This window comes from Tateyamaria sp. ANG-S1, from assembly GCF_000814025.1.
Taxonomy (GTDB): Bacteria; Pseudomonadota; Alphaproteobacteria; order Rhodobacterales; family Rhodobacteraceae; genus Tateyamaria.
On record NZ_JWLL01000006.1, the window covers coordinates 601,336 to 621,074 of the forward strand.

The window sequence follows — 19,739 nt, forward strand, 5'->3', positions numbered from 1 at the left end:
CAACAGGATGTGCGCCGCGATGTCGCTTTCTCGCCAGGCAAATCAGACCCGCCAAGAGGTCGATAAACCCAAGCGTTTCGTTTTTGTCCTGCTCGACAATTTCACAATGCTTTGCTTTTCGGCGGCGCTCGAAAGCCTGCGCATTGCCAACCGTATGGCGGACCGAGAGCTGTATGCCTGGAAGATCATCGGCGAAGGCGGCGACGTTGCATATTGTTCCGCCGGGACCGGTTTCAAGTTGGACGGTGATCTGGACGAGTTGACGCGTGATGATGTGGTCATGGTCTGCGGCGGTATCGATGTGCAGGCGGCAACGACCAAACGCTTGCTTGGCTGGCTGCGGCGCGAGGCCCGCAAGGGTGTGCCGATGGCGGGCCTTTGCACGGCGGCCTATTCACTTGCCAAAGCAGGGCTGCTGGATGGCAGGAAGGCGACCATACATTGGGAAAACCAGGACAGCTTTTCCGAAGAATTTCAGGAAGTTGAGCTGACAAAGTCCGTGTTCGTCGTCGATGAAAAGCGTCTGACCACGGCTGGCGGCACGTCCTCGATCGACCTGATGCTGAAATTGATCGCTGATGATCATGGCGAGGATTTGGCCAACGCCGTGGCGGATCAGTTGATCTATTCCTCGATCCGCACCGATCAGGACACGCAGCGCCTGTCTGTTCCGACACGCATCGGCGTGCGCCATCCCAAGCTGAGCCAGGTCATCCAGATCATGGAACAGAACATCGAAGAGCCGATCAGCCCCTCAATTCTGGCCAAGGATGTCGGCATGTCGACCCGGCAGCTTGAACGGCTGTTTCGCCGTTATCTCAACCGCAGTCCCAAGCGTTACTACATGGAATTGCGGCTGCAGAAGGCCCGTAACCTGCTGATGCAGACAGATATGAGTGTAATCAACGTCGCACTTGCCTGCGGATTTGCGTCCCCTTCGCACTTTTCGAAGTGTTACCGGGCGCATTACGACACGACCCCATATCGGGAACGTGGAACACACGCAGCCCGCCTGTCGATTTGATTGCGATACGCCACGCCTTTGCCATTTCGTTTTCATTCTTGAGCCGGATTGCGCACGCAGGCTGCGCATATGAAACCAATTCTGCCGAATGTCACAGCGCATATGCGACTGTTCGAATTGATGCGCCAACAACGCCTTGCGAAGGTGGCGGCATCCCACCCGGACCGGGAGGACGGCGACGCCTCGACCAGACTTCAGGCTGCGGCACTCGCTTCGTTTCAACGGTGATGCACTTGTTTTGGCCGACACGCTATGAATTGCGCTCACTCCAAGTCGAAGCCGTACATCGGCTCTTGAAGCGCGGTTGGACTTGCCCAACGCTGAAACCAAACGCTCCTGCCGAAAAGCATCTTTGCCGACCGCCGCATGTCACTGCACGATCCCAAATCGCCGCGCCACCGCCGCGTCTTCGAATTACTGCGCCAAAACGACAGCGCCTTGGTCGTGACGCTGACGCAAGACGTTGAGGACACCGCGCAAGCGCCGCGCGTGGATTTTGAGCGTCTCAAGTCGACCGCGCTGCAATCTTTTGAACGTGCAGGATCAATCAGCGCTGCCACGAAACCCGGTCGCAACCACAAACTTCTCTGAACTGTCGGCGCGCGACGCCGGAGGTTTGACATTCGCCACTTTGGCAAAGCGCTGCTTGAGCAGTTTTTGCAGGCTCCCTTCCGCACCGCCAGCCAGCACTTTGGCGACGAATGTGCCGCCATCATCCAGCGCGTCGAAGGCGAAATATGCCGCCGCTTCGCACAGCGAGATGATGCGCAGGTGGTCGGTCTGTTTGTGCCCGGAGGAGGCAGCCGCCATGTCGGACATGACAACATCGGCCTTGCCGCCCAACCATTCCTTGACCTTGAGGTCGGCGTCATCTTCCATGAAGTCCAACTGGTGCAATTCGCAGCCCGCAATCGGCTCCATCTCCTGCAAGTCGATGCCGAGAATCGTACCCACCGCCTTGCCAGATTTTTCGCCTAGGGCGTTCACACGCTTGACTGCCACCTGGCACCAGCCGCCGGGCGCCGCCCCCAGATCAACAACGCGCGCACCGGGGACCAGAAAGCGGAACTTGTCATCCAGTTCCATGATCTTGAACGCTGCCCTGCCCCGGTATCCTTCGGCCTGGGCGCGTTTGACATAGGGATCGTTCAACTGCCGTTGCAGCCAACGGGTGGAGGACAGCTTGCGTCCGCGGGCGGTCTTGACCTTGACCTTCAGATCGCGCTGCCCGCGTCCGGATGTGTTCTTGCCTGTGGGTGTCTTGGCCACTGTGCTCACCTGTCCTGTTCGACATCGCGTTACCGTGCCGCGCGCATCAAGAGAAGTGCAATATAGATGTTTTTGCGCCGAATTGCAGGCCCCAGACCTGCACGGCACCCGCGTCAGGCGGTCTGATCCTCCAGAACGCCATCGGCGCTCATTTGAGCATACAACAACCCTTCGCGTAGGCCCCGGTCAGCAACAGACAGTCGGTTTGTCGGCCAGCACCGCATCAGCGCCTGCAGGATCGCCGCCCCCGACATAATCAGGGCGTGCCGGTCCGACCCGATCCGTGGATCGGCCTGCCGCCCGCCTGGCCCCATGGCAAGGTAGGAGCGAATAACCTTGTCGATCTGCTCGGACGTCATCCGCAAACCGTCCACCTTGGTCCTGTCGTAGCGCTTGAGACCCAGATGGGATGCAGCAACCGTGGTGACTGTGCCCGATGTCCCGATGATCTGGAAGCGCTCGGTCGGTTCGGTTGCGTGGTATGGGGAAAAATCGGCCAGGTTTTCCTCAAAAAACCAACTCATTAGGGCAAATCGCGCAGAATCGTCCTCCACATCGTTGAATTGCTCGCGCAACGTGGCAACGCCCAAGGGCACACTGATCCAGTCGACAACACGCGCTTCGGGGATCTCTGATGCGGCCTGCGTGAAGCCGGAATGCAAACGCATGATGGCCTGCGGGCGATCCTCGCGTGCGACAGCGGACAGGTCGATCCACACCAACTCGGTCGAGCCGCCGCCGATATCGACCACCAGCAGGTTCTCGGTCTTCGGACTGACAAGCGGCGCGCAGGAGATCACGGCGAGGCGCGCCTCCTCCTCCGGTTCGATGATATCGAGACGCAGACCCGTCTCGCGATGCACACGCTGTACGAATTCGCGTGCGTTTACCGCTCGGCGGCATGCCTCGGTCGCGACAAGACGCATGCGCCTGACCTTGTGACGCTTCAATTTCTGCTGACAGATACGCATGGCTTGCACCGTGCGTGTCATGGACCCGCGCGACAGCTTGCCGGACATCTCAAGACCAAGACCCAGTTGCACCGACTTCGAGAAACTGTCCACAACATGAAAGCCCGCGCCTCGCGGCTCGGCGATCAACATGCGACAACTGTTCGTACCCAGATCAAGCGCGGCATAGAGCTCGGGCGATCCTGGGGCACGCGGCACGGGCTTGCCCCTGTCACGGGGGCCTTTGGTCTTTGTCGCGCCCGCACCTTGGGGACGCTGTGGCGCCATATTCTGCGCCTTTCATAACGGGTTAGTTTGACGATATGTTCTGTGACCCATTCACGCAAGAGGGTTGGAGCCCAAGTCGTTCATAAGGTTTCGCGGCGCATAGTAACCCCACTATTTGCGGCATATGCTCCACCCCGTTTCAGGGGTTGTGCAACACGCGAAGATCCGTTCATCCCGGTGTCCGCCGCGCGTTCGAGATGATTAAACGATCCGATGTCTCGTCCGATCTTTGACGAAGCCGCCGACAGCTACGTTTGAACATTGCGGAGATGGGCATCTGGTGCAGCTGGCCGGTGCAAAGAGCCATCTCCCTGGATAAAAGGCGCGCGGAATCCGCAAAATGGGCGACACCATCGCAAAAATGTTCACAACCTGGCGCGTCGCAAGTGCAGCTTTGTTTGTCGAAAACGGGCTGCTGTGTCCCTATGTCCTCGCGTATGCAGGGCCATCATCCACGGAGGAATCACATGCCTGACGTCACCATCGTTTTCTGGCGGGACATCCCGGCCCAGGTGATCGTGGGCAAGGGGCGTCGTGGGGCAAAACGCCAGCTTGAGGAACGCTTCGAACAGGCCATCGACCGCGCTGCGATGAAAGTGAACGCCAAGGACGCTGATGCCTATCTGGCCGAGTGGCGCAAAGCGGCCCCCTACCCCGTCGACGGGGATCCGGCAGAGGTGGCAGAGGCCGAAGCCGTCAGGCTGGAAACAGAATATGATCAGACCCGTATCAAGGCGCTGATCGACAATGAAGGGTGGGCCTGACCCCAGGTCCCGGCAAGTGGGAGGTGCCGCCATGGCATTGCTGAATTTCAAACGCGACGACGGCCCGGTGGCTGGAACACTGTCGCCCGAGGTCGAGGCCTTTCTGCAAGGGTACTCGATCGAGGTGATGCCACGCACAGCGCAAAAGGTCGAAGACTTCCGCGCCATCCTGCCCGCCGGAACGCGCGTTTACATTGCGCATATCGAGGGCACGCCAATCGCAGACATGGTTGCAACGGCTAAACGCCTGACAGCCGAAGGCTTCCCTGTCATGCCGCACTTTCCAGCGCGCATCATCAAGGATCAGGCGACGCTTGAGGATTGGATTGCCCGATATCAGGGCGAAGCAGGCGTTAACCAGGCCCTGCTCCTGGCAGGTGGCGTTGATCAACCACACGGCGACTTTCACAGCTCCATGCAGTTGATGGAAAGCGGCGCCTTCGACCGGGCGGGCTTCAAACGCTTGCACGTCGCCGGGCATCCGGAGGGCAACAAGGATATCGACGCCGACGGCAGCATGAAGAACGTCGATGAAGCGCTTCAATGGAAACAGAAATTCTCTGACCGAACCGATGCCGAGATGGCGATCGCAACCCAGTTTGCATTCGAGGCCGGTCCGATCATCCAATGGGCCGATGCCCTCAAGAGGGCCGGCATTGATCTGCCCATTCACATCGGAATTGCCGGTCCGGCGAAACTGCAAACCATGATCAAGTTCGCCATCGCCTGCGGTGTCGGCCCCTCGCTGCGTGTGCTGCAACGGCGGGCGAAGGATGTGACCAAGCTGCTGGTGCCGTTCGAACCGACAGATGTGATTTCGGAACTGGCCGCGCACAAGGCCGCGCATCCGGACTTCAATATCACTCAGGTCCATTTTTTCCCCCTTGGCGGCATCAAGACCAACGCCAACTGGGCCATCGAGAACGGTGGGGCGTCCGCTGTGCCAGCCGCCGCAGGCTAATCTGCCTCATAACCGTCCTGAAAAGGTTTCAACCCTGTCCCTCTCGCGCAGGTCGCCGCTGCGCGGTAGGTGTCTTATCCAATCCGCGAGATGTCGTTTTGACCTGCGCAGCAGCACGGGAATCGGACGAACACTTCGCTCATCACATGCACAAAGGCCGCGCCCATGACCCGCACCGTCGTCGAATCCAAAACCAAGACCGCGCTCATCGGTTTTTACCAACCGTTTTGCGTGATCGGCGAACGGATCAATCCTACGGGCCGCAAGATCCTGAATGAGGAGCTCGAGCGCGGCGATTTCAGCCGCGTGCAGGCGGATGCAATCGCGCAGGTCGAAGCGGGTGCGACCGTGCTGGACGTCAATTCCGGCGCAGTCTTTTCAAAGAAAATGGCCGAGGATCCGCGCTACGCTGACAACAACTTTGTCGAACCGGAGTTGATGAGACAGCTTGTTGAAACCGTACAGGCGGTCACCGACTGCCCACTTTGCATCGACAGTTCGGTACCGGGTGCGCTCGAAAACGGCCTCGCGGCCGCCGAAGGGCGTCCGCTGCTGAACTCTGTCACCGGTGAAGAAGAACGTCTGGAACTGGTTCTGCCGCTGGTCAAAAAGTACAACGTGCCGGTCGTCGCCATCTCGAACGATGACACCGGCATTTCCGAAAACCCCGATGTCCGCTTCGCCGTAGCCAAAAAGATTGTCGAACGGGCCGCCGACTTCGGCATTCCGGCCCACGACATCGTGGTTGATCCACTCGTAATGCCCATTGGCGCGATGGGAACGGCCGGTTTGCAGGTCTTCACCCTCGTGCGGCGCTTGCGTGAGGAGTTGGGTGTGAACACGACCTGTGGTGCCTCCAATATCTCGTTTGGATTGCCGAACCGGCACGGCATCAACAATGCTTTCCTGCCGATGGCCATGGGCGCAGGCATGACCTCGGCCATCATGAACCCGGTTGCCCTGCCCGTCGGCCCGAAGAAAATCGCCGAAAAGCGCGCCGAGATCGCAGCGTCAGGCATCGTTTTACCTGACGGGATGGATGACGAAGCTTTTGTCCAGATGTTCGGCATGGGCTCGACCAAACCGCGTGCGGGCAAGGAAATGGAAGCGATCCGCGCCGCCAACTTCCTAACCAACAATGACGAGGGCGGTGGCGAATGGATCAAATTCAACAGGGCACCGGCAAAAGCAGGTGAAGAGGGCCGTGGACGTGGTGGACGCGGGGGGCGCCGGCGGCGCGGCTGACGCGTCTTTTCACTGCCTTGAACACGTTCCGCCCGGGCTCATCCCCCGGGCGGTTTTCAGTTGTTGTCGCGGCGCTATCAGCACAGTTTCGGTAACCCAGTCTTAACGGAGCGTCCGCTACACGGGGCAGCGTAGTCGCAATCCGGAGGGACAGGATACGCCGCCGCTCAGGCGTAGCTTTCCGCATAAACCATGAATGACGTGATACCCCTGCCCGTCCGGCTTGATGCCGCCACCGCTCCGCTCTTGGCGGCTGAGTTGCTCACATGCGATCCCCACGCTGACATGCGGCTTGATGCGGGCGAAACAGTGCATATTGGCGCACTGGGGGCGCAGGTGCTTGCAAGTGCGCGGCAGACCACTGTCGCCAACGGCACGACGCTGATCATCGCCAATCTGCAACCGCGCGCCAGCCAACAGCTGACCCTGATGGGCCTGACTGAATTGACAACCCCAAAGGAAGTGACATGAGCCTTGAAATCCTCGCGGTGGATGACAGCCGCACAATGCGGGACATGATACGCTTGGCGCTTGAACCGGTCGGTTTCACAGTGCACACCGCAGACGATGGCGTCCATGGGACAGAAGTGCTGGCCGACATCGACCCCGACGTGATCATCACCGACATCAACATGCCACGTATGGATGGTTTCGGCTTCATCGACGCGGTCCGCGAAGGCGCAAAGCACAAAATGACCCCCATTCTCGTCCTGACCACAGAAGCCGCGCCGGAAATGAAGATGCGCGCGCGGACGGCAGGTGCCACTGGTTGGATCGTCAAACCGTTCGACCCCACCAAATTGGTCAAAGCCCTGCAAATGGTCGCGGGATAGATCCACTCATGTCGTCCACGGACCCCATGGCAGAGATCCGCGCCTCATTTTTTGTTGAGTGTGAGGAGCTTCTCGAAGCGTTGCAGGACGGCCTTTGCGCCTTGGAGAATGGAAGCGACGATGGCGAAACCATCCATGTCGTCTTCCGAGCTGTGCATTCGATAAAAGGGGGCGCGGGCGCGTTCGGGTTCGACCATTTGGTACAGTTCTCCCACCAGTACGAGACGGTACTGGACGCGGTTCGGGACGGGCGTCTGCCGGTCACGCCTCAACTCCTGAACCTGTTTTTCAGAGCGGCCGATCACCTTTCGGACATTATCCGCGCCGCGCGGGAGGAGGAGAACTTTCCCGTCCAGACCAGCGCTGCCATTCTGGCAGAGTTAGATGCCCAGGTTACCGATGCAGCACCACAATCGCCGCCAGAAGAGATTGCATTTGCGCCGGTTGCACTCAATCTAGATCTCAACATTGCAGATGACGTTGCACTACATGATGATGCGCAAGCCAAGCGGTTCATCATCCAGTTCACGCCCGAGCCTGAGCTTTTTGAAACAGGCAACGACGTGCCGCACATCTTTGCAGCGCTCGCCGAACTGGGGACGCTCGACGTTCAATGTGATACCGGCCGTATTCCAACGCTGGATCTTTTGGTGCCAGAAGCCGTCTACCTCAGCTGGTCCCTTGTATTGCAGACCGACGTGGATGAAGCCGAAATCGCGTCAACGTTCGAGTTTGTCGAAGGATTGTGCGATCTACAGATACTGCCTGAACCAATGGCTGAAATGGGCGCGCCATATCCCGAAAACAAATCCAAATTGCCGAGCAGTGATGCGCCCAACGCGGCTCCACTGCAGGTAGATCAGCCCGCACCGTCAACACCAACAGACACCAAAAAGAAAACCGTCATTCGTGTCGATATCGAACGGGTCGAACGGCTTGTGAACCTGGTGGGCGAACTGGTCATCAACCAGGCCATGCTGTCACAAAGTATGCAATCCGCAGGGCTATCTCCGCATTCCGACGCGATGAACGGCCTTGAAGAATTCCAGCGCCTCACACGGGATATTCAGGACAGCGTCATGATGATCCGTGCGCAACCCGTGAAATCCCTGTTCCAGCGCATGTCGCGCATCGTCCGCGAGACGTCTGCCTCCGTGTCAAAGGACGTCCGCCTGATCACGGAAGGCGAAACCACGGAGGTGGACAAAACAGTCATCGAGCGCCTGGCCGATCCGCTAACACATATGATCCGCAACGCGGTGGATCATGGGATAGAAAGCGCACAGTCAAGGGTGGCAAACGGCAAGCCCGCACACGGCGAAGTCCGCCTGAAGGCATCACATCGGTCTGGCCGCGTGGTGATCGACATCTCAGACGATGGTGGCGGCATTGACCGCGACCGCGTTCTTGAGATCGCAAAAACAAAGGGGCTCGTCCCTACCGACGCCAAACTGTCCGACACGGAAATCGACAATCTGTTGTTTATGCCCGGATTTTCGACGTCATCCAATGTGTCCGACCTTTCCGGCCGCGGTGTCGGTATGGATGTTGTCAAAACGGCTATTCACGCATTGGGCGGTCGAATTGCGATCCAGTCAACCATGGGGCTGGGCACCTCCTTCAGCATATCGCTGCCGCTCACGCTTGCCGTGCTGGACGGAATGGTGGTGGACGTCGAAGGTGAAACACTGGTTGTGCCTCTGAACGTCGTGTCCGAGACCGTGACACTTACGGACCAAAACGTCGAGATGGTGCGCTCCGGCTGTTCGATTGTACGAAATCGCGGTGGATTTCTGCCACTCCTCGATCTGGGTGAACTCCTTGGCTACCGCGACGTAACAAATTGCTTCGTTGATCGGATCGCCCTGCTTTTGACGTTAGACGACGATATGTGCGTGGCCCTTGTCGTCGATGAAATCCACGATCAGCGACAAGTTGTGATCAAGGGACTTGATGACAGTTTCTATCGCGCGCCTGGGATCGCCGCCGCCACCATTCTTGGCGACGGTCAGATCGCGCTGATCCTCGATCCAGCAGATATCGTGGCCCATGCGGGCACATCCGAAAAAACATTGAGCAAACACCAAGTATTGGAGGCGCATGCATGAGCGATGGCGACATGAAACAGCCCATTGAATTGCTGACATTCAAATTGGGAGATCAGGAATACGCCCTTGAGATCATGTCCGTTCGCGAAATCCGTGGCTGGACCAAGGCAACACCGATGCCGCTTGCTCCCAGCTTCATGCGCGGTGTGATCAACCTCAGAGGAACAGTTTTGCCTGTCATCGACCTGGCTGAACGGCTTGGCCTTCCCAAATGCGGCCAGAACAATCGAAACGTGATCATCGTCGTAAAGCTCGAAGGTCATATGACCGGGCTCCTTGTCGATGCGGTGTCGGACATCGTGGCGCTTGGCAATAGTGATCTGCAGGATCCGCCGGACGCCGCCGGCGGGAATGGAATGCACGTTATCAAGTCACTCACCGTGATAGACGAGCGCATGATACGGGTGCTTGATCTGGCCCAGGTCGTTGTTCAGGCCGAGAGCGACGCCGCCTGATGCGCCAACCGGTGAGCCCACCTCAGATAGACGACCAGCAATTCGACAGGATTGCGGCGCTGACGTACCGCGAAAGCGGTATAAAACTCGTGCCAGAAAAACGGGCTATGGTGCAATCACGTTTGCGCCACCGGCTAAGGGCTCTGAATATCGAGGGTTTTTCATCATATGCCGATCACGTGACATCGACGCAAGGCGCCGATGAAAGACGCTTCATGATCTCGGCTCTGACCACAAACGTCACACAGTTTTTCCGCGAGGCGCAGCACTTCGAGGCACTCTGCCGAGCAATGCTGCCAGAATTTACAGAGCGTGTATCAACCAAGAGACGGATCCGGATCTGGTCCGCCGGATGCTCAAACGGTCAAGAGCCTTACTCCATCGCCATGCATCTTCTGGCTCAGGAGCCAAAGCTCGCCCTCGCCGACTTTCGCATCTTGGCGACAGACATTGATCCTCGCGTGATCAGTTTTGCGTCCAAGGGACAGTACAGTCCGGCGCAACTTAGCGAATTGCCTCAGGAACACCTGGAATGCTTTACGACCGAACGGCCCGATCAAACAGGTGACAGGATCATAAATGACACGCTGAAATCTATCGTGTCCTTTCGAGAACTCAACCTGTTTTCGGATTGGCCCATGCAGTTCCAGTTCGACGCCATTTTCTGCCGCAATGTCGTGATCTATTTCGACCAGACCATGCAAGAAAAACTGTGGCCACGTTTCAGTCGCGCCCTGCAACCTGGCGGTCTATTTTTTCTCGGTCACTCTGAACGCATCGCAGATCCAAGCGCGTATGGATTTCGATCCTGCGGAACAACCGCGTACGTCAAATCGACGCCTCAAAATTTCAAAGCGCAGTAGGAGATCCACAATGGCACTGCGAGATCAAATCCGAATAATGGTCGTTGATGACATGTCCACGAGCAGAGGGCTTCTTGTGCAGGCGCTGGAGGCTTTGGGCATTCGCCACATATTCACGGCACCCGACGGTGCCAGCGCGGTTGGGCTCTTGGCCAAAACACCTGCACATCTCGTGATATCGGACTACAACATGCCGAACATGGATGGGCTCAAACTACTGCACACGTTGCGCAGTGGCACCAAAACCCGCGGTATCGGCTTCATCCTGATCACCGGCAGAGCGGAACATCAGATCATAGATCATGGTCGGAAACTGGGTATGAACAACTACCTCAAAAAGCCATTTGCAGCGACGCAGCTAAGACAATGCATAGAAACGGTCGTCGGTCCGCTCTGATGCATCCCGAACCGGACGCTGCCACTCGACTGGCCCTGTTGCGCATGTCCAAACTGTTGTGTTCGTTGAAAAACGACATGTCCTCTGTGACAGATCTGGTGTCGGAACTGGTGTTAGGGCAGGGCGCGGCGTTGGAGGGTGCACAGCTTGAACAGTTGCAAAAACTAGATCGGTTGGACCAATCACTGCGCGACCTGTCCATCGTTTCCGAGATACTCGCCGACGGAATGAACGATGTGACACAGCGACAAAATCAACTGAGTCTGTCTGAAACGCGCGCGATCCTGTACGGCGATCCTGCCGCAAGCGTGCCCAAACCTTCTGGAGAAGTTGAACTGTTCTGACGGCGGTACGTCAGCAGGTGCTAGAAGAGTTCCAGGCCGTTTCCTTTGGGCATCTGCACGTTTGCCGCTGTGTCCTGGACAATCGCGTCCGTCATCCGCTGCAGCACCCGGCCTGTCCCCGGCCAAAACCGTATGTTGCGGGCCAGCGTGCCCCCCAAGGAATGCGTGACAAGCTGGATACCTTCCTGCTGCAGATACTCCCTCAGAAAGTTCGCGTTCTGCATCCCGATATCGGACAGCCCTGATATCATTCTCGAACCGCCAAATGCCTTGGCTCTCAACCGCGTGCGGTCAGCGCCAAGTTTGACCAGATCATTGATCAACAGCTCCATGGCATTGATGCCCGACAGCGTTCTGTGCGTAGTCTGTCCGCTCGCATGCGCCAGCAACATGTGGTTCATGCCTCCGACCTTTGTTGTTGGATCCCATAGGCAACAGGACACGCAGGATCCAAGCAGCGTGGCGATCACCACATCCGGCCCGGTTCCGGTGGCGTGTTCTCCTTGCGTGATATGGATATATTGCTCTGTCATGGGGCAGCTTCACCACCAAACAGCAGATGCGCCATGCGCGATGGCATGGCCGCAAGGTCCAGCTCCTCATCGACGGCATCCATTGCCAGGGCAGCCGCTGGCATGCCATAGACAGCGCATGTCCGTTCGGATTGGCCAAGCGTCCGGGCCCCGTTGCGGCGCAGCATCAGCAACCCCTTGGCGCCATCATTGCCGAGCCCCGTTAGGATCATTGCACCAACCTGATGCCCCCAAGGGGCCGCAGACCCGAAAAGCACATCAACAGAGGGACAAAACACGTCATCGCGCCCGCGCCTGATGGATTGCACATGCCATGCACCACTGTGCCAGGTTAGGCTGGTCTGCATGGTCTCGGCACGCGCCAACCGAACCTGACCTGCTCTCAACCGTTCGCCATCTGCGGCAAAATCCACGCAACGATCCAGTTGTCGATCCAACCGTTCGATGAAACGGTTCAGAAACGCATGCGGCATATGCTGCGCAATCACGATGGGAGGGCCGTCTGCCGGGAAGCAAGGCAGAATGCTCTCCAGCGCAGTCACACCACCGGTCGATGCACCGATGAGAATGATCTTGTCTGACTTCGCCCAACGCTCATGCTCTGCGCCATCTTCATGACGTGCAGCCGCAACAATGCTGTCGCAGAGGCGTTCCAGCACCTCGGGCGTCGGTATAGTTGGCTTGGACAGACAGGCCGCTGCACCCAAGGCGCGTGCGCGCTGCGCCTGTGGGTCGTTTCTGCGCATACGGCTGCTCAGCATCACGACGGGCATGGGACGCAAACGCATCAGGTGGGACAAAAACTCTATCCCATCCATTCCCGGCATCTCGACATCCAGCGTCAACACATCCGGATTTGTACTTTTGATCACATGCCGCGCTTCATCGGCCGAAGCTGCGGTTCCCGCCAATTCAAGGCGCGGATCAGTGGAAATCATGCTTCCCAACCAGCGACGCATCACGTTTGAGTCGTCAACGACGACAACCCGATGCGGCTTGTGATCATGCGTGTTGTAAGGCCGCGCAGACACAAAGCTAAACCGCTGTTCCAGCGCGCATACACGTATCAATTCGTGAGACTGAAAAGAGCAAGGTGACCTGTCCACCAAGATGCCGGTACATTTGGCGGACAGGTTAGGCCAACACGCATGAATGCTGTGTTAATAACCCTGCTTTGAGAAGGGCAAACCGACCTTTAAAATCAGGCGCTGACGGCCTTCATAAACCGGTCCTTGATGACGACGGGGTCCATTGTGATGACTGGCATCTTGGCATTCCCGCTGTCGCACTTGACAACCATGACAGTCATCTTGCGTTCGGCTATGGCCTTTTCCAACGCGGGCCCAGTGTCGACATCCATAACCTCAACCACGTTTTCACACCCGGCGGCGCGTGCCATCCCGGCAAGCGACGTCTTCTTTCCGGTGTAGGTCGGCTGATCACCGGTAGAGCCGTAAGAGCCGTTGTCGATAATCATCAGGATGTAGTTGTCAGCCACATTGTTCGCGATCGTTGGCAGCGTGCACAGGTTGGTCAGCACCGACCCGTCCCCATCAATCGAGATGACGGTCTTGTCCTGCGCCAGCGCAAGGCCCAACCCAATGGACGACGCCAGGCCCATCGTGCCAAGCATGTAGAAATTCGTCGGCTGGTCGTCGATAGCGTGCAGTTCCTGACTGGGGATACCGATGTTGCAGGCTACGAGTTGGTCACGCAGGATCGGAGCAATTTCCTTTAGGATTTCAGAACGGATCATTGGTCGCCATAGCCTCCCCAGAAGTTGGCGTCGGTCAGGATCGCCACGGGTTTGTTGCACATGAAAGTGTATTTCAGGATCATATCCAGCTCTTCCACGTCCTTTTGATGGTGGAAGTGGTAGGTCGGGATGTTCAACTGCGCGAGCAGCGCTTTGGTGTGCACCGCCATTTCGACCTGGCAGGCCACGGGTTCGCGCAGCTCACCCCGGTAGCTAATCAACATGGGCAGCGGCATCCGGTAGTATTGGATCAGCGTCGCCAACGTATTGATCGTCACGCCAATGGCCGTGTTCTGCATGATGATGGCGGGGCGCTTGCCGCCCATCCATGCGCCCGCGCACAAGCCCATCCCCTCGTCTTCCTTGTTCGACGGGATGTGGAAAATGTCATCGCGGTTGTCGATTTCCTCGATCACACCGGCCAACTGCTTGCAGGGCACCGTAGTCACGAATGAAATGTCATTCGCCACCAGGTCGTCAGTGATCTTCTTGTCTATGTCCATCTGTGAGCAATCTCCGGCATCAGGGGTGCAGAATAATTTTCGGGGCGGCGACGCGCCCGGCGCGCAGGTCGGCGAAAGCATCAGCCCCGTCCGACAGGCTGCGCTGTTCCGTCCAGTCGAGCGGGCCCAAACGACCGTCGAATATGGCGGCACAGGTATCGCGGAAATCCTTGGGTGTGTAGGTATAGGTGCCTATGAAGGTGATCTCTTGCAAGGTCATGCGGCGGATGTCGAGACCGCCAAGGTCCTCGCCCAAACCGATATGCACGATCACACCGCCCGGTTCCGTGAGTGATGAGGCGATGTCGCGTGTTGAGGCGTAGCCAACCGCGTCCACGACCATCCCGAACTGACCTGTCCCCGCGGGGACAGATGAGATAAGGCATTGATTTTCCACAAACAGGCGCCGGGTTTCGTTGGGTTCAGCAATGACCACATCGTCCAGCCCCTGCGCTTTGAGCGCAAGAGCGGCAGCGACCCCAATTGCGCCGCCCCCAAGCACAAGTGCTGACCTGCTGGCTCCGGGATCAAGTGCTGCAAGCCCAAGGCGAACAGAATGCCAACTGACCGCCAGCGGTTCCGCCAATGCCGCTTTGTCAAAGGGCACGTGATCGGGCACCGTCACGAGGTTTTCAGGCCGCATCGCAACCAGCTCGGCAAAGGCACCCTCGCGGGGTGGCATCGAGATGATTTTACGTTCAGGGCACAGGTTTTCCCGGCCCGAGGTACAGTACTGGCAGGTCCCGCATCCTACGAGCGGATTGATCGTCACCCGTTCCCCGTCTCTCGCGCCGCCAATGATTGTACCTGCGGCCTCGTGGCCGAGGATCAGAGGGGCCGGACGACGATCATCATGGCCCAGATAAGCGTGCATGTCGGACCCGCATATGCCTGACGATGCGATGCGGACCAACTCTTGATCCGGCGCAGCGATGGCGTCAGGGACGTCCCTAAATATCAGGGTTTCTACCCCGTCATAGACCAGCGCTTTCATGCTTTGGCCTTCCCACCGCTTCCACGGCGGTGACCACAGCCGGGTGAGCCGAAATCACTCATTGGCACTCAGATCGAAATTCTCGCCCGGGAAATACTTGGCAAGGCGCACATCGGCAGCGCGCGCGTGGCCCTCCATCCCTTCGAGACGGGAAATACGTGCGGTCGCCTCGGCAACCCGTTTGGACCCCTCGCGTGTCGCGCGCTGCCAGGTCACGATCTTCATGTATTTGTGGACGGACAGGCCGCCGGTGTAGTTCGCGGCGCGGGATGTGGGCAGAACGTGGTTTGTGCCCGACGCCTTGTCGCCATACGACACCGTCGTTTCCTCACCCAGAAACAGCGAGCCGTAACACGTAAGCCGGTCGAGCCACCAATCGAGATCGTCAGCCTGCACTGTCAGGTGTTCAGGTGCATAGTCGTCAGAACACGCCGCCATCTCTTCCCGGTCTGCGCACAGAATGACTTCGGCATAATCGCGCCATGCGGCGGTCGCGTTCTCGCGGTTTACCTCTGGCAGGTCGTTGATGAGCTTCGGCACCATCTCCATCACCGTCTCCGCCAGATCTCGGCTGTCAGTGACCAGCCAGACGGGAGAGTTGTAGCCATGTTCGGCCTGACTGACCAAATCAGTTGCAACGATATGCGCGTCAGCCTGACTGTCGGCAAGGATCAGGCTGTCTGTCGGTCCCGCAATCATGTCGATGCCGACGCGACCAAAGAGGATGCGCTTGGCTTCCGCCACGAACTGATTGCCCGGTCCGACAAGGATGTTCGCCTTGGGCAGCCCAAAGAGGCCAAAGGTCATGGCGGCCACGCCCTGCACGCCGCCCATCGCCATGATCTTGTCTGCGCCGCAGATGTGTGCGGCATACACGATGGCGGGGGCCACGCCGACGCCGGGACGCGGGGGCGAACAGGCGGTGATGTGTTTGCATCCTGCGACTTTGGCCGTGGTTACAGTCATAATAGCGCTCGCCACATGACTGTAGCGCCCGCCGGGGGCGTAGCAGCCTGCCGCATCGACCGGGATGGCCTTTTGACCTGCGATCAGGCCCGGCACGACCTCCATCTCGACATTCGCAACCGTCTGTTTCTGAGTTTCAGCAAAGCGTCGAACGTTGTCATGGGCGAACTGAATGTCTGCCTTCAGCTTCTCTGGGACCAGCGCACAGGCGGCTTCGATCTCTGCGTCGGTTAACAGGACATTGCCGCCATACTTATCGAACTTTGCAGCATACTCCAGGGCCGCTTCGTCCCCCCGCACTTCGATGTCGTTCAGGATGCCGGTGACGATGTCATGAACGTCAGACGCGCCGGAGGTCGCCGTGAGTGTTGCTTTTTTGAGGTATTCGCGTGCCATTGAGTGCCCTGATCAACCGGTCGTTGGCCGCACGCTAGGGCCAGGTCACAGGCAGGTGCAAGGCCCGCGCCGAGGCCTTTGACGAGTTTCAGAAAGAGATCGCCCCACCTTTCGGTTTTCGAAAGATGGGCCGGTGTTTTGTCTCAGTTTTAGCTACTTTGCACCCGCAGCATTCACATCCTGAATACTGCAGGCCGGCCAAATCAGCTGTCGATCAGGGCATTCAGCGTGGCTGACGGGCGCATGACAGTCGCGACTTTCGCGTCATCGGTGTTGTAATAGCCACCCAAATCCACGGCCGCACCGCGGCCTGCCATCATCTCGGTCGAGATGGTGTCGGCCTGCGCATTCAACGCACCTGCCAGATCGGCAAAACTTGCGGCCAATTCGGCGTCGTCGGATTGTGCCGCCAGTGCTTCGGCCCAGTAGAGCGCAAAGAAGAAGTGGCTGTCCCGGTTGTCGGGCTGACCCACCTTGCGGCCCGGTGACTTACCTTTGCCCAGCAGCTTGATGATGGCCGTATCCGCCGCATCACCCATCACTGCGGCCTTGGCGTTGCCGTGAGCTTCGCCGAAAAAGCGCAGGCTTTCCGCGATGGCGCAGAATTCACCAAGCGAGTCCCAGCGCAAGTGGTTCTCTTCCATCAACTGTTGAACGTGCTTCGGGGCAGAGCCGCCTGCCCCGGTTTCGAACATACCGCCGCCGTTCATCAGTTTCACGACCGACAGCATCTTGGCCGAGGTGCCGACCTCGAGGATCGGGAACAGGTCGGTCAGGTAGTCGCGCAGCACGTTGCCGGTGATAGCGATACAGTTGTCACCCTTGGTAATGACCTCAAGCGCGTGGCGTGTGGCTGCAGCAGGCGCCATGATCTGGAACGTATCTGCCTTGCCCTTCTCGGCCAGGATCGGAGTGATCATCTTGATCAGTTCGGCATCGTGGCCGCGCGTTTCGTCTAGCCAAAAGACCGACGCATAACCCGTTGTTGCTTCACGCGAAATCGCCAGATCAACCCAGTTCACCACGGCTTCCCTGCGGGTGGAGGCCATGCGCCAGATGTCGCCTGTTTCCACGTCGTGGCTGGTCAGCACGTCGCCATTGGCTGCGATCACCTTGACCGTGCCGTCTGCCGGGATTTCGAACGTGGTCGGGTGCGAGCCGTATTCCTCGGCCTTCTTCGCCATCAGGCCGATGTTCTGCACGGTGCCCGCCTTGGTCACATCCAGCGCACCGTTGGCTTTGAAGAAATCTACCGTCTCGGCATAGACCGGGGCGTAGGAGCTGTCGGGGATCACGCAGTTCGTGTCACCTTCCTTGCCGTCCGGACCCCAGCCCTTGCCACCTGCGCGCAATACAGCGGGCATGGAGGCGTCGATGATCACGTCCGACGGCACGTGCAGGTTCGTGATGCCCTTGTCGGAGTTCACCATGTACATCGGCGGACGATCGGCCATGACGGCGTCGATCTCGGCCTTGATCTCAGCGCCCTTATCCATGCCCGCGATGACGTCCAGCATCGTGCCAAGGCCCGAGTTCGGGTTGACGGCAGCGGCTTTGAACTCCGCGTCATACTTGTCGAAGACGGGCTTGAGATAGGCGCGCACGGCATGGCCGAAGATGATCGGGTCTGACACCTTCATCATCGTAGCCTTCATGTGCAGCGAGAAGAGTGTGCCGTCGGCCTTGGTCTCATCGATGGCTTTGCCAAGGAAATCCATCAGTGCCGCGCGGGACATGAAGGTTGCATCGACAATCGCGCCTTCGGGCATGTCGATGCCGTCCTTGAGCACGGTGACGCTGCCATCCGCTGCGGTATGTTCGATCTTCAGCGCGCCGGCCTGTGCCGCGCTCAAAGTGACGGACTTTTCATTCGACCGGAAGTCATTGGCACCCATGGTGGAGACTTTGGTCTTGCTGTCAGCGGACCACGCACCCATCGAGTGCGGGTTATCCTTCGCGTAGGCTTTAACAGCCGCAGGCGCGCGGCGATCAGAGTTGCCCTCGCGCAGGACCGGGTTCACGGCCGACCCCTTTATTGTATCATAACGCGCGCGGATGTCTTTTTCTTCATCCGTTGCAGGCGCTTCGGGATAGTCAGGGACATCGAACCCCTGCCCCTGCAATTCCTTGATCGCCGCCTGAAGCTGCGGGACGGAGGCGGAAATGTTCGGCAGCTTGATGACGTTTGCCTCAGGCGTAGTCACCAGTTGGCCGAGCGCAGCCAGATCATCGCTTTGGGCCTGTTCGGCGGTCAGGCGCTCAGGAAAGGTCGCCAGAATACGCCCTGCGACCGAAATATCGCGCGTCGACACGTCGATGCCTGCCGCAGATACGAATTTGCGCACGATGGGCAAGAGCGAGGCGGCTGCAAGCTGCGGCGCTTCGTCGGTAACGGTGTAGATGATATCGGATGCGGCGTCTTGGGACATGGGGCGGTCTTTCGCTTGTTTCGGGTTCCGGGCGCTTGGTGTGACGTTCTGCACACCATTGTATACCGCGCACATACCGACTTCGGCCAAAAGGCTCAATGCCAGTCATGAAGGCGCGACAATTGTATCCGCTTCCTTTGTATGGCTCGCGCAAAGTGTAGCCTGACCGATTGCCAGTGCTCAAACCCACATGATCCACCCGCGAAGATTGAAATCAGTCAAAGTTTTCATATCGCACAGTTGACGGACGTGTTTTCTGGCGCAATGCTCAAGAAATGAGCGGAATAAAAACGATAATGACCGCCGGAGCAGTCACATTAATCATGGCAGGCGCGGCAGTCGCACATGACACACTAGCCTACACCTTCGCCGAGTGTGCAGGACGCTTTTCAGCAGAAATGGAACATGCGTGGCTGATGAATGACCTCGGCGCGTCGGATCATGAAACGGACCGGGCGTCTTTTTCAATGCTCACATCTGCCACAATGGCACCGAATGAGGGGCGCGACATTCTCAATCACCGGATTGAGGTGAAACTGGCACATGCAGCCCTGTTGCAGCAGGCAAGTTTCGGGACCACACCCCAGCGGGCTCAGTCCGCGCAGAAGGTGGCCAAACAACATATCGCTGCCTGCCGAACCCTGCTTCTGGGCAGCTAGTC

22 protein-coding genes are annotated in these 19,739 nt (G+C 58.4%); 13 read left to right on the plus strand and 9 right to left on the minus strand.

Annotated elements, in window-relative coordinates:
* The first annotated feature begins 19 nt into the window (after positions 1-19).
* On the plus strand, positions 20-1,024 hold the full coding sequence (locus tag RA29_RS14255; RefSeq protein WP_039687815.1) for a GlxA family transcriptional regulator: 1,005 nt from the start codon (positions 20-22) through the stop codon (positions 1,022-1,024).
* Between the two features lie 69 nt (positions 1,025-1,093).
* Complete coding sequence (locus RA29_RS23245) at positions 1,094-1,252, plus strand: hypothetical protein (RefSeq protein WP_193743532.1); 159 nt, start codon at positions 1,094-1,096, stop codon at positions 1,250-1,252.
* A 315-nt stretch (positions 1,253-1,567) separates the two neighbouring features.
* Here RA29_RS23245 and RA29_RS14270 read toward each other — a convergent pair whose 3' ends face one another.
* Both RA29_RS14270 and RA29_RS14275 read right to left on the minus strand, forming a co-directional pair.
* Complete coding sequence (locus RA29_RS14270) at positions 1,568-2,293, minus strand: RlmE family RNA methyltransferase (protein WP_039686997.1); 726 nt, start codon at positions 2,291-2,293, stop codon at positions 1,568-1,570.
* A gap of 113 nt (positions 2,294-2,406) precedes the next feature.
* Positions 2,407-3,531, minus strand: coding sequence for a Ppx/GppA phosphatase family protein (locus RA29_RS14275; protein ID WP_039686999.1), 1,125 nt, complete (start codon positions 3,529-3,531; stop codon positions 2,407-2,409).
* Between the two features lie 467 nt (positions 3,532-3,998).
* Here RA29_RS14275 and RA29_RS14280 point away from each other — a divergent pair, with 467 nt between their 5' ends.
* The 10 genes from RA29_RS14280 to RA29_RS14325 all read left to right on the plus strand — a co-directional run bounded on the left by RA29_RS14280 (position 3,999) and on the right by RA29_RS14325 (position 11,501).
* Positions 3,999-4,295, plus strand: a complete 297-nt coding sequence (locus tag RA29_RS14280; protein ID WP_039687001.1) for a virulence factor — start codon at positions 3,999-4,001, stop codon at positions 4,293-4,295.
* 31 nt (positions 4,296-4,326) lie between these two features.
* Entirely contained in the window at positions 4,327-5,256 is a 930-nt protein-coding gene (locus RA29_RS14285; protein WP_039687003.1) for a methylenetetrahydrofolate reductase, read from the plus strand.
* Positions 5,257-5,421: 165 nt separating this feature from the next.
* Positions 5,422-6,501 (plus strand): methyltetrahydrofolate cobalamin methyltransferase, encoded by a 1,080-nt coding sequence (locus tag RA29_RS14290; protein ID WP_039687005.1) that lies wholly within the window; start codon positions 5,422-5,424, stop codon positions 6,499-6,501.
* A 192-nt stretch (positions 6,502-6,693) separates the two neighbouring features.
* Positions 6,694-6,972 (plus strand): STAS domain-containing protein, encoded by a 279-nt coding sequence (locus RA29_RS14295; protein WP_039687008.1) that lies wholly within the window; start codon positions 6,694-6,696, stop codon positions 6,970-6,972.
* Positions 6,969-7,334, plus strand: coding sequence for a response regulator (locus RA29_RS14300; RefSeq protein WP_039687010.1), 366 nt, complete (start codon positions 6,969-6,971; stop codon positions 7,332-7,334). The genes RA29_RS14295 and RA29_RS14300 overlap by 4 nt, the downstream gene beginning before the upstream one ends.
* 8 nt (positions 7,335-7,342) lie before the next feature.
* Positions 7,343-9,442 (plus strand): chemotaxis protein CheA, encoded by a 2,100-nt coding sequence (locus RA29_RS14305; protein WP_241462615.1) that lies wholly within the window; start codon positions 7,343-7,345, stop codon positions 9,440-9,442.
* Positions 9,439-9,897: a chemotaxis protein CheW gene (locus RA29_RS14310; RefSeq protein WP_039687013.1), complete on the plus strand. Its 459-nt coding sequence runs from the start codon at positions 9,439-9,441 to the stop codon at positions 9,895-9,897. The genes RA29_RS14305 and RA29_RS14310 overlap by 4 nt, the downstream gene beginning before the upstream one ends.
* Positions 9,897-10,760: a protein-glutamate O-methyltransferase gene (locus RA29_RS14315; RefSeq protein WP_039687015.1), complete on the plus strand. Its 864-nt coding sequence runs from the start codon at positions 9,897-9,899 to the stop codon at positions 10,758-10,760. The genes RA29_RS14310 and RA29_RS14315 overlap by 1 nt, the downstream gene beginning before the upstream one ends.
* A 10-nt stretch (positions 10,761-10,770) precedes the next feature.
* Entirely contained in the window at positions 10,771-11,157 is a 387-nt protein-coding gene (locus RA29_RS14320) for a response regulator (protein ID WP_039687017.1), read from the plus strand.
* Positions 11,157-11,501 (plus strand): hypothetical protein, encoded by a 345-nt coding sequence (locus RA29_RS14325; protein ID WP_039687019.1) that lies wholly within the window; start codon positions 11,157-11,159, stop codon positions 11,499-11,501. Before RA29_RS14320 ends, RA29_RS14325 begins: the two co-directional genes overlap by 1 nt.
* 20 nt (positions 11,502-11,521) lie before the next feature.
* On the opposite strand, the gene RA29_RS14330 is transcribed toward RA29_RS14325, so the two are convergent.
* From RA29_RS14330 to RA29_RS14360, 7 genes are all read right to left on the minus strand, one after another.
* Entirely contained in the window at positions 11,522-12,034 is a 513-nt protein-coding gene (locus RA29_RS14330; RefSeq protein ID WP_039687021.1) for a chemotaxis protein CheD, read from the minus strand.
* Entirely contained in the window at positions 12,031-13,140 is a 1,110-nt protein-coding gene (locus RA29_RS14335) for a chemotaxis protein CheB (protein ID WP_342666416.1), read from the minus strand. Before RA29_RS14335 ends, RA29_RS14330 begins: the two co-directional genes overlap by 4 nt.
* A gap of 95 nt (positions 13,141-13,235) precedes the next feature.
* Complete coding sequence (gene comE, locus RA29_RS14340) at positions 13,236-13,790, minus strand: sulfopyruvate decarboxylase subunit beta (RefSeq protein ID WP_039687023.1); 555 nt, start codon at positions 13,788-13,790, stop codon at positions 13,236-13,238.
* Positions 13,787-14,293: a sulfopyruvate decarboxylase subunit alpha gene (gene comD, locus RA29_RS14345; protein ID WP_039687025.1), complete on the minus strand. Its 507-nt coding sequence runs from the start codon at positions 14,291-14,293 to the stop codon at positions 13,787-13,789. Before comD ends, comE begins: the two co-directional genes overlap by 4 nt.
* A gap of 19 nt (positions 14,294-14,312) precedes the next feature.
* Positions 14,313-15,287 carry an alcohol dehydrogenase catalytic domain-containing protein gene (locus RA29_RS14350; RefSeq protein ID WP_039687027.1) on the minus strand — a complete coding sequence of 325 codons (975 nt, stop codon included), beginning with the start codon at positions 15,285-15,287 and terminating at the stop codon, positions 14,313-14,315.
* A 54-nt stretch (positions 15,288-15,341) separates the two neighbouring features.
* Positions 15,342-16,649 (minus strand): histidinol dehydrogenase, encoded by a 1,308-nt coding sequence (hisD, locus tag RA29_RS14355; RefSeq protein WP_039687029.1) that lies wholly within the window; start codon positions 16,647-16,649, stop codon positions 15,342-15,344.
* Between the two features lie 203 nt (positions 16,650-16,852).
* Positions 16,853-19,078 carry an NADP-dependent isocitrate dehydrogenase gene (locus RA29_RS14360; RefSeq protein ID WP_039687819.1) on the minus strand — a complete coding sequence of 742 codons (2,226 nt, stop codon included), beginning with the start codon at positions 19,076-19,078 and terminating at the stop codon, positions 16,853-16,855.
* A gap of 296 nt (positions 19,079-19,374) precedes the next feature.
* Between RA29_RS14360 and RA29_RS14365 the strand changes: the two genes are divergently transcribed.
* Complete coding sequence (locus RA29_RS14365) at positions 19,375-19,737, plus strand: hypothetical protein (protein ID WP_206540150.1); 363 nt, start codon at positions 19,375-19,377, stop codon at positions 19,735-19,737.
* Positions 19,738-19,739: the final 2 nt, after the last annotated feature.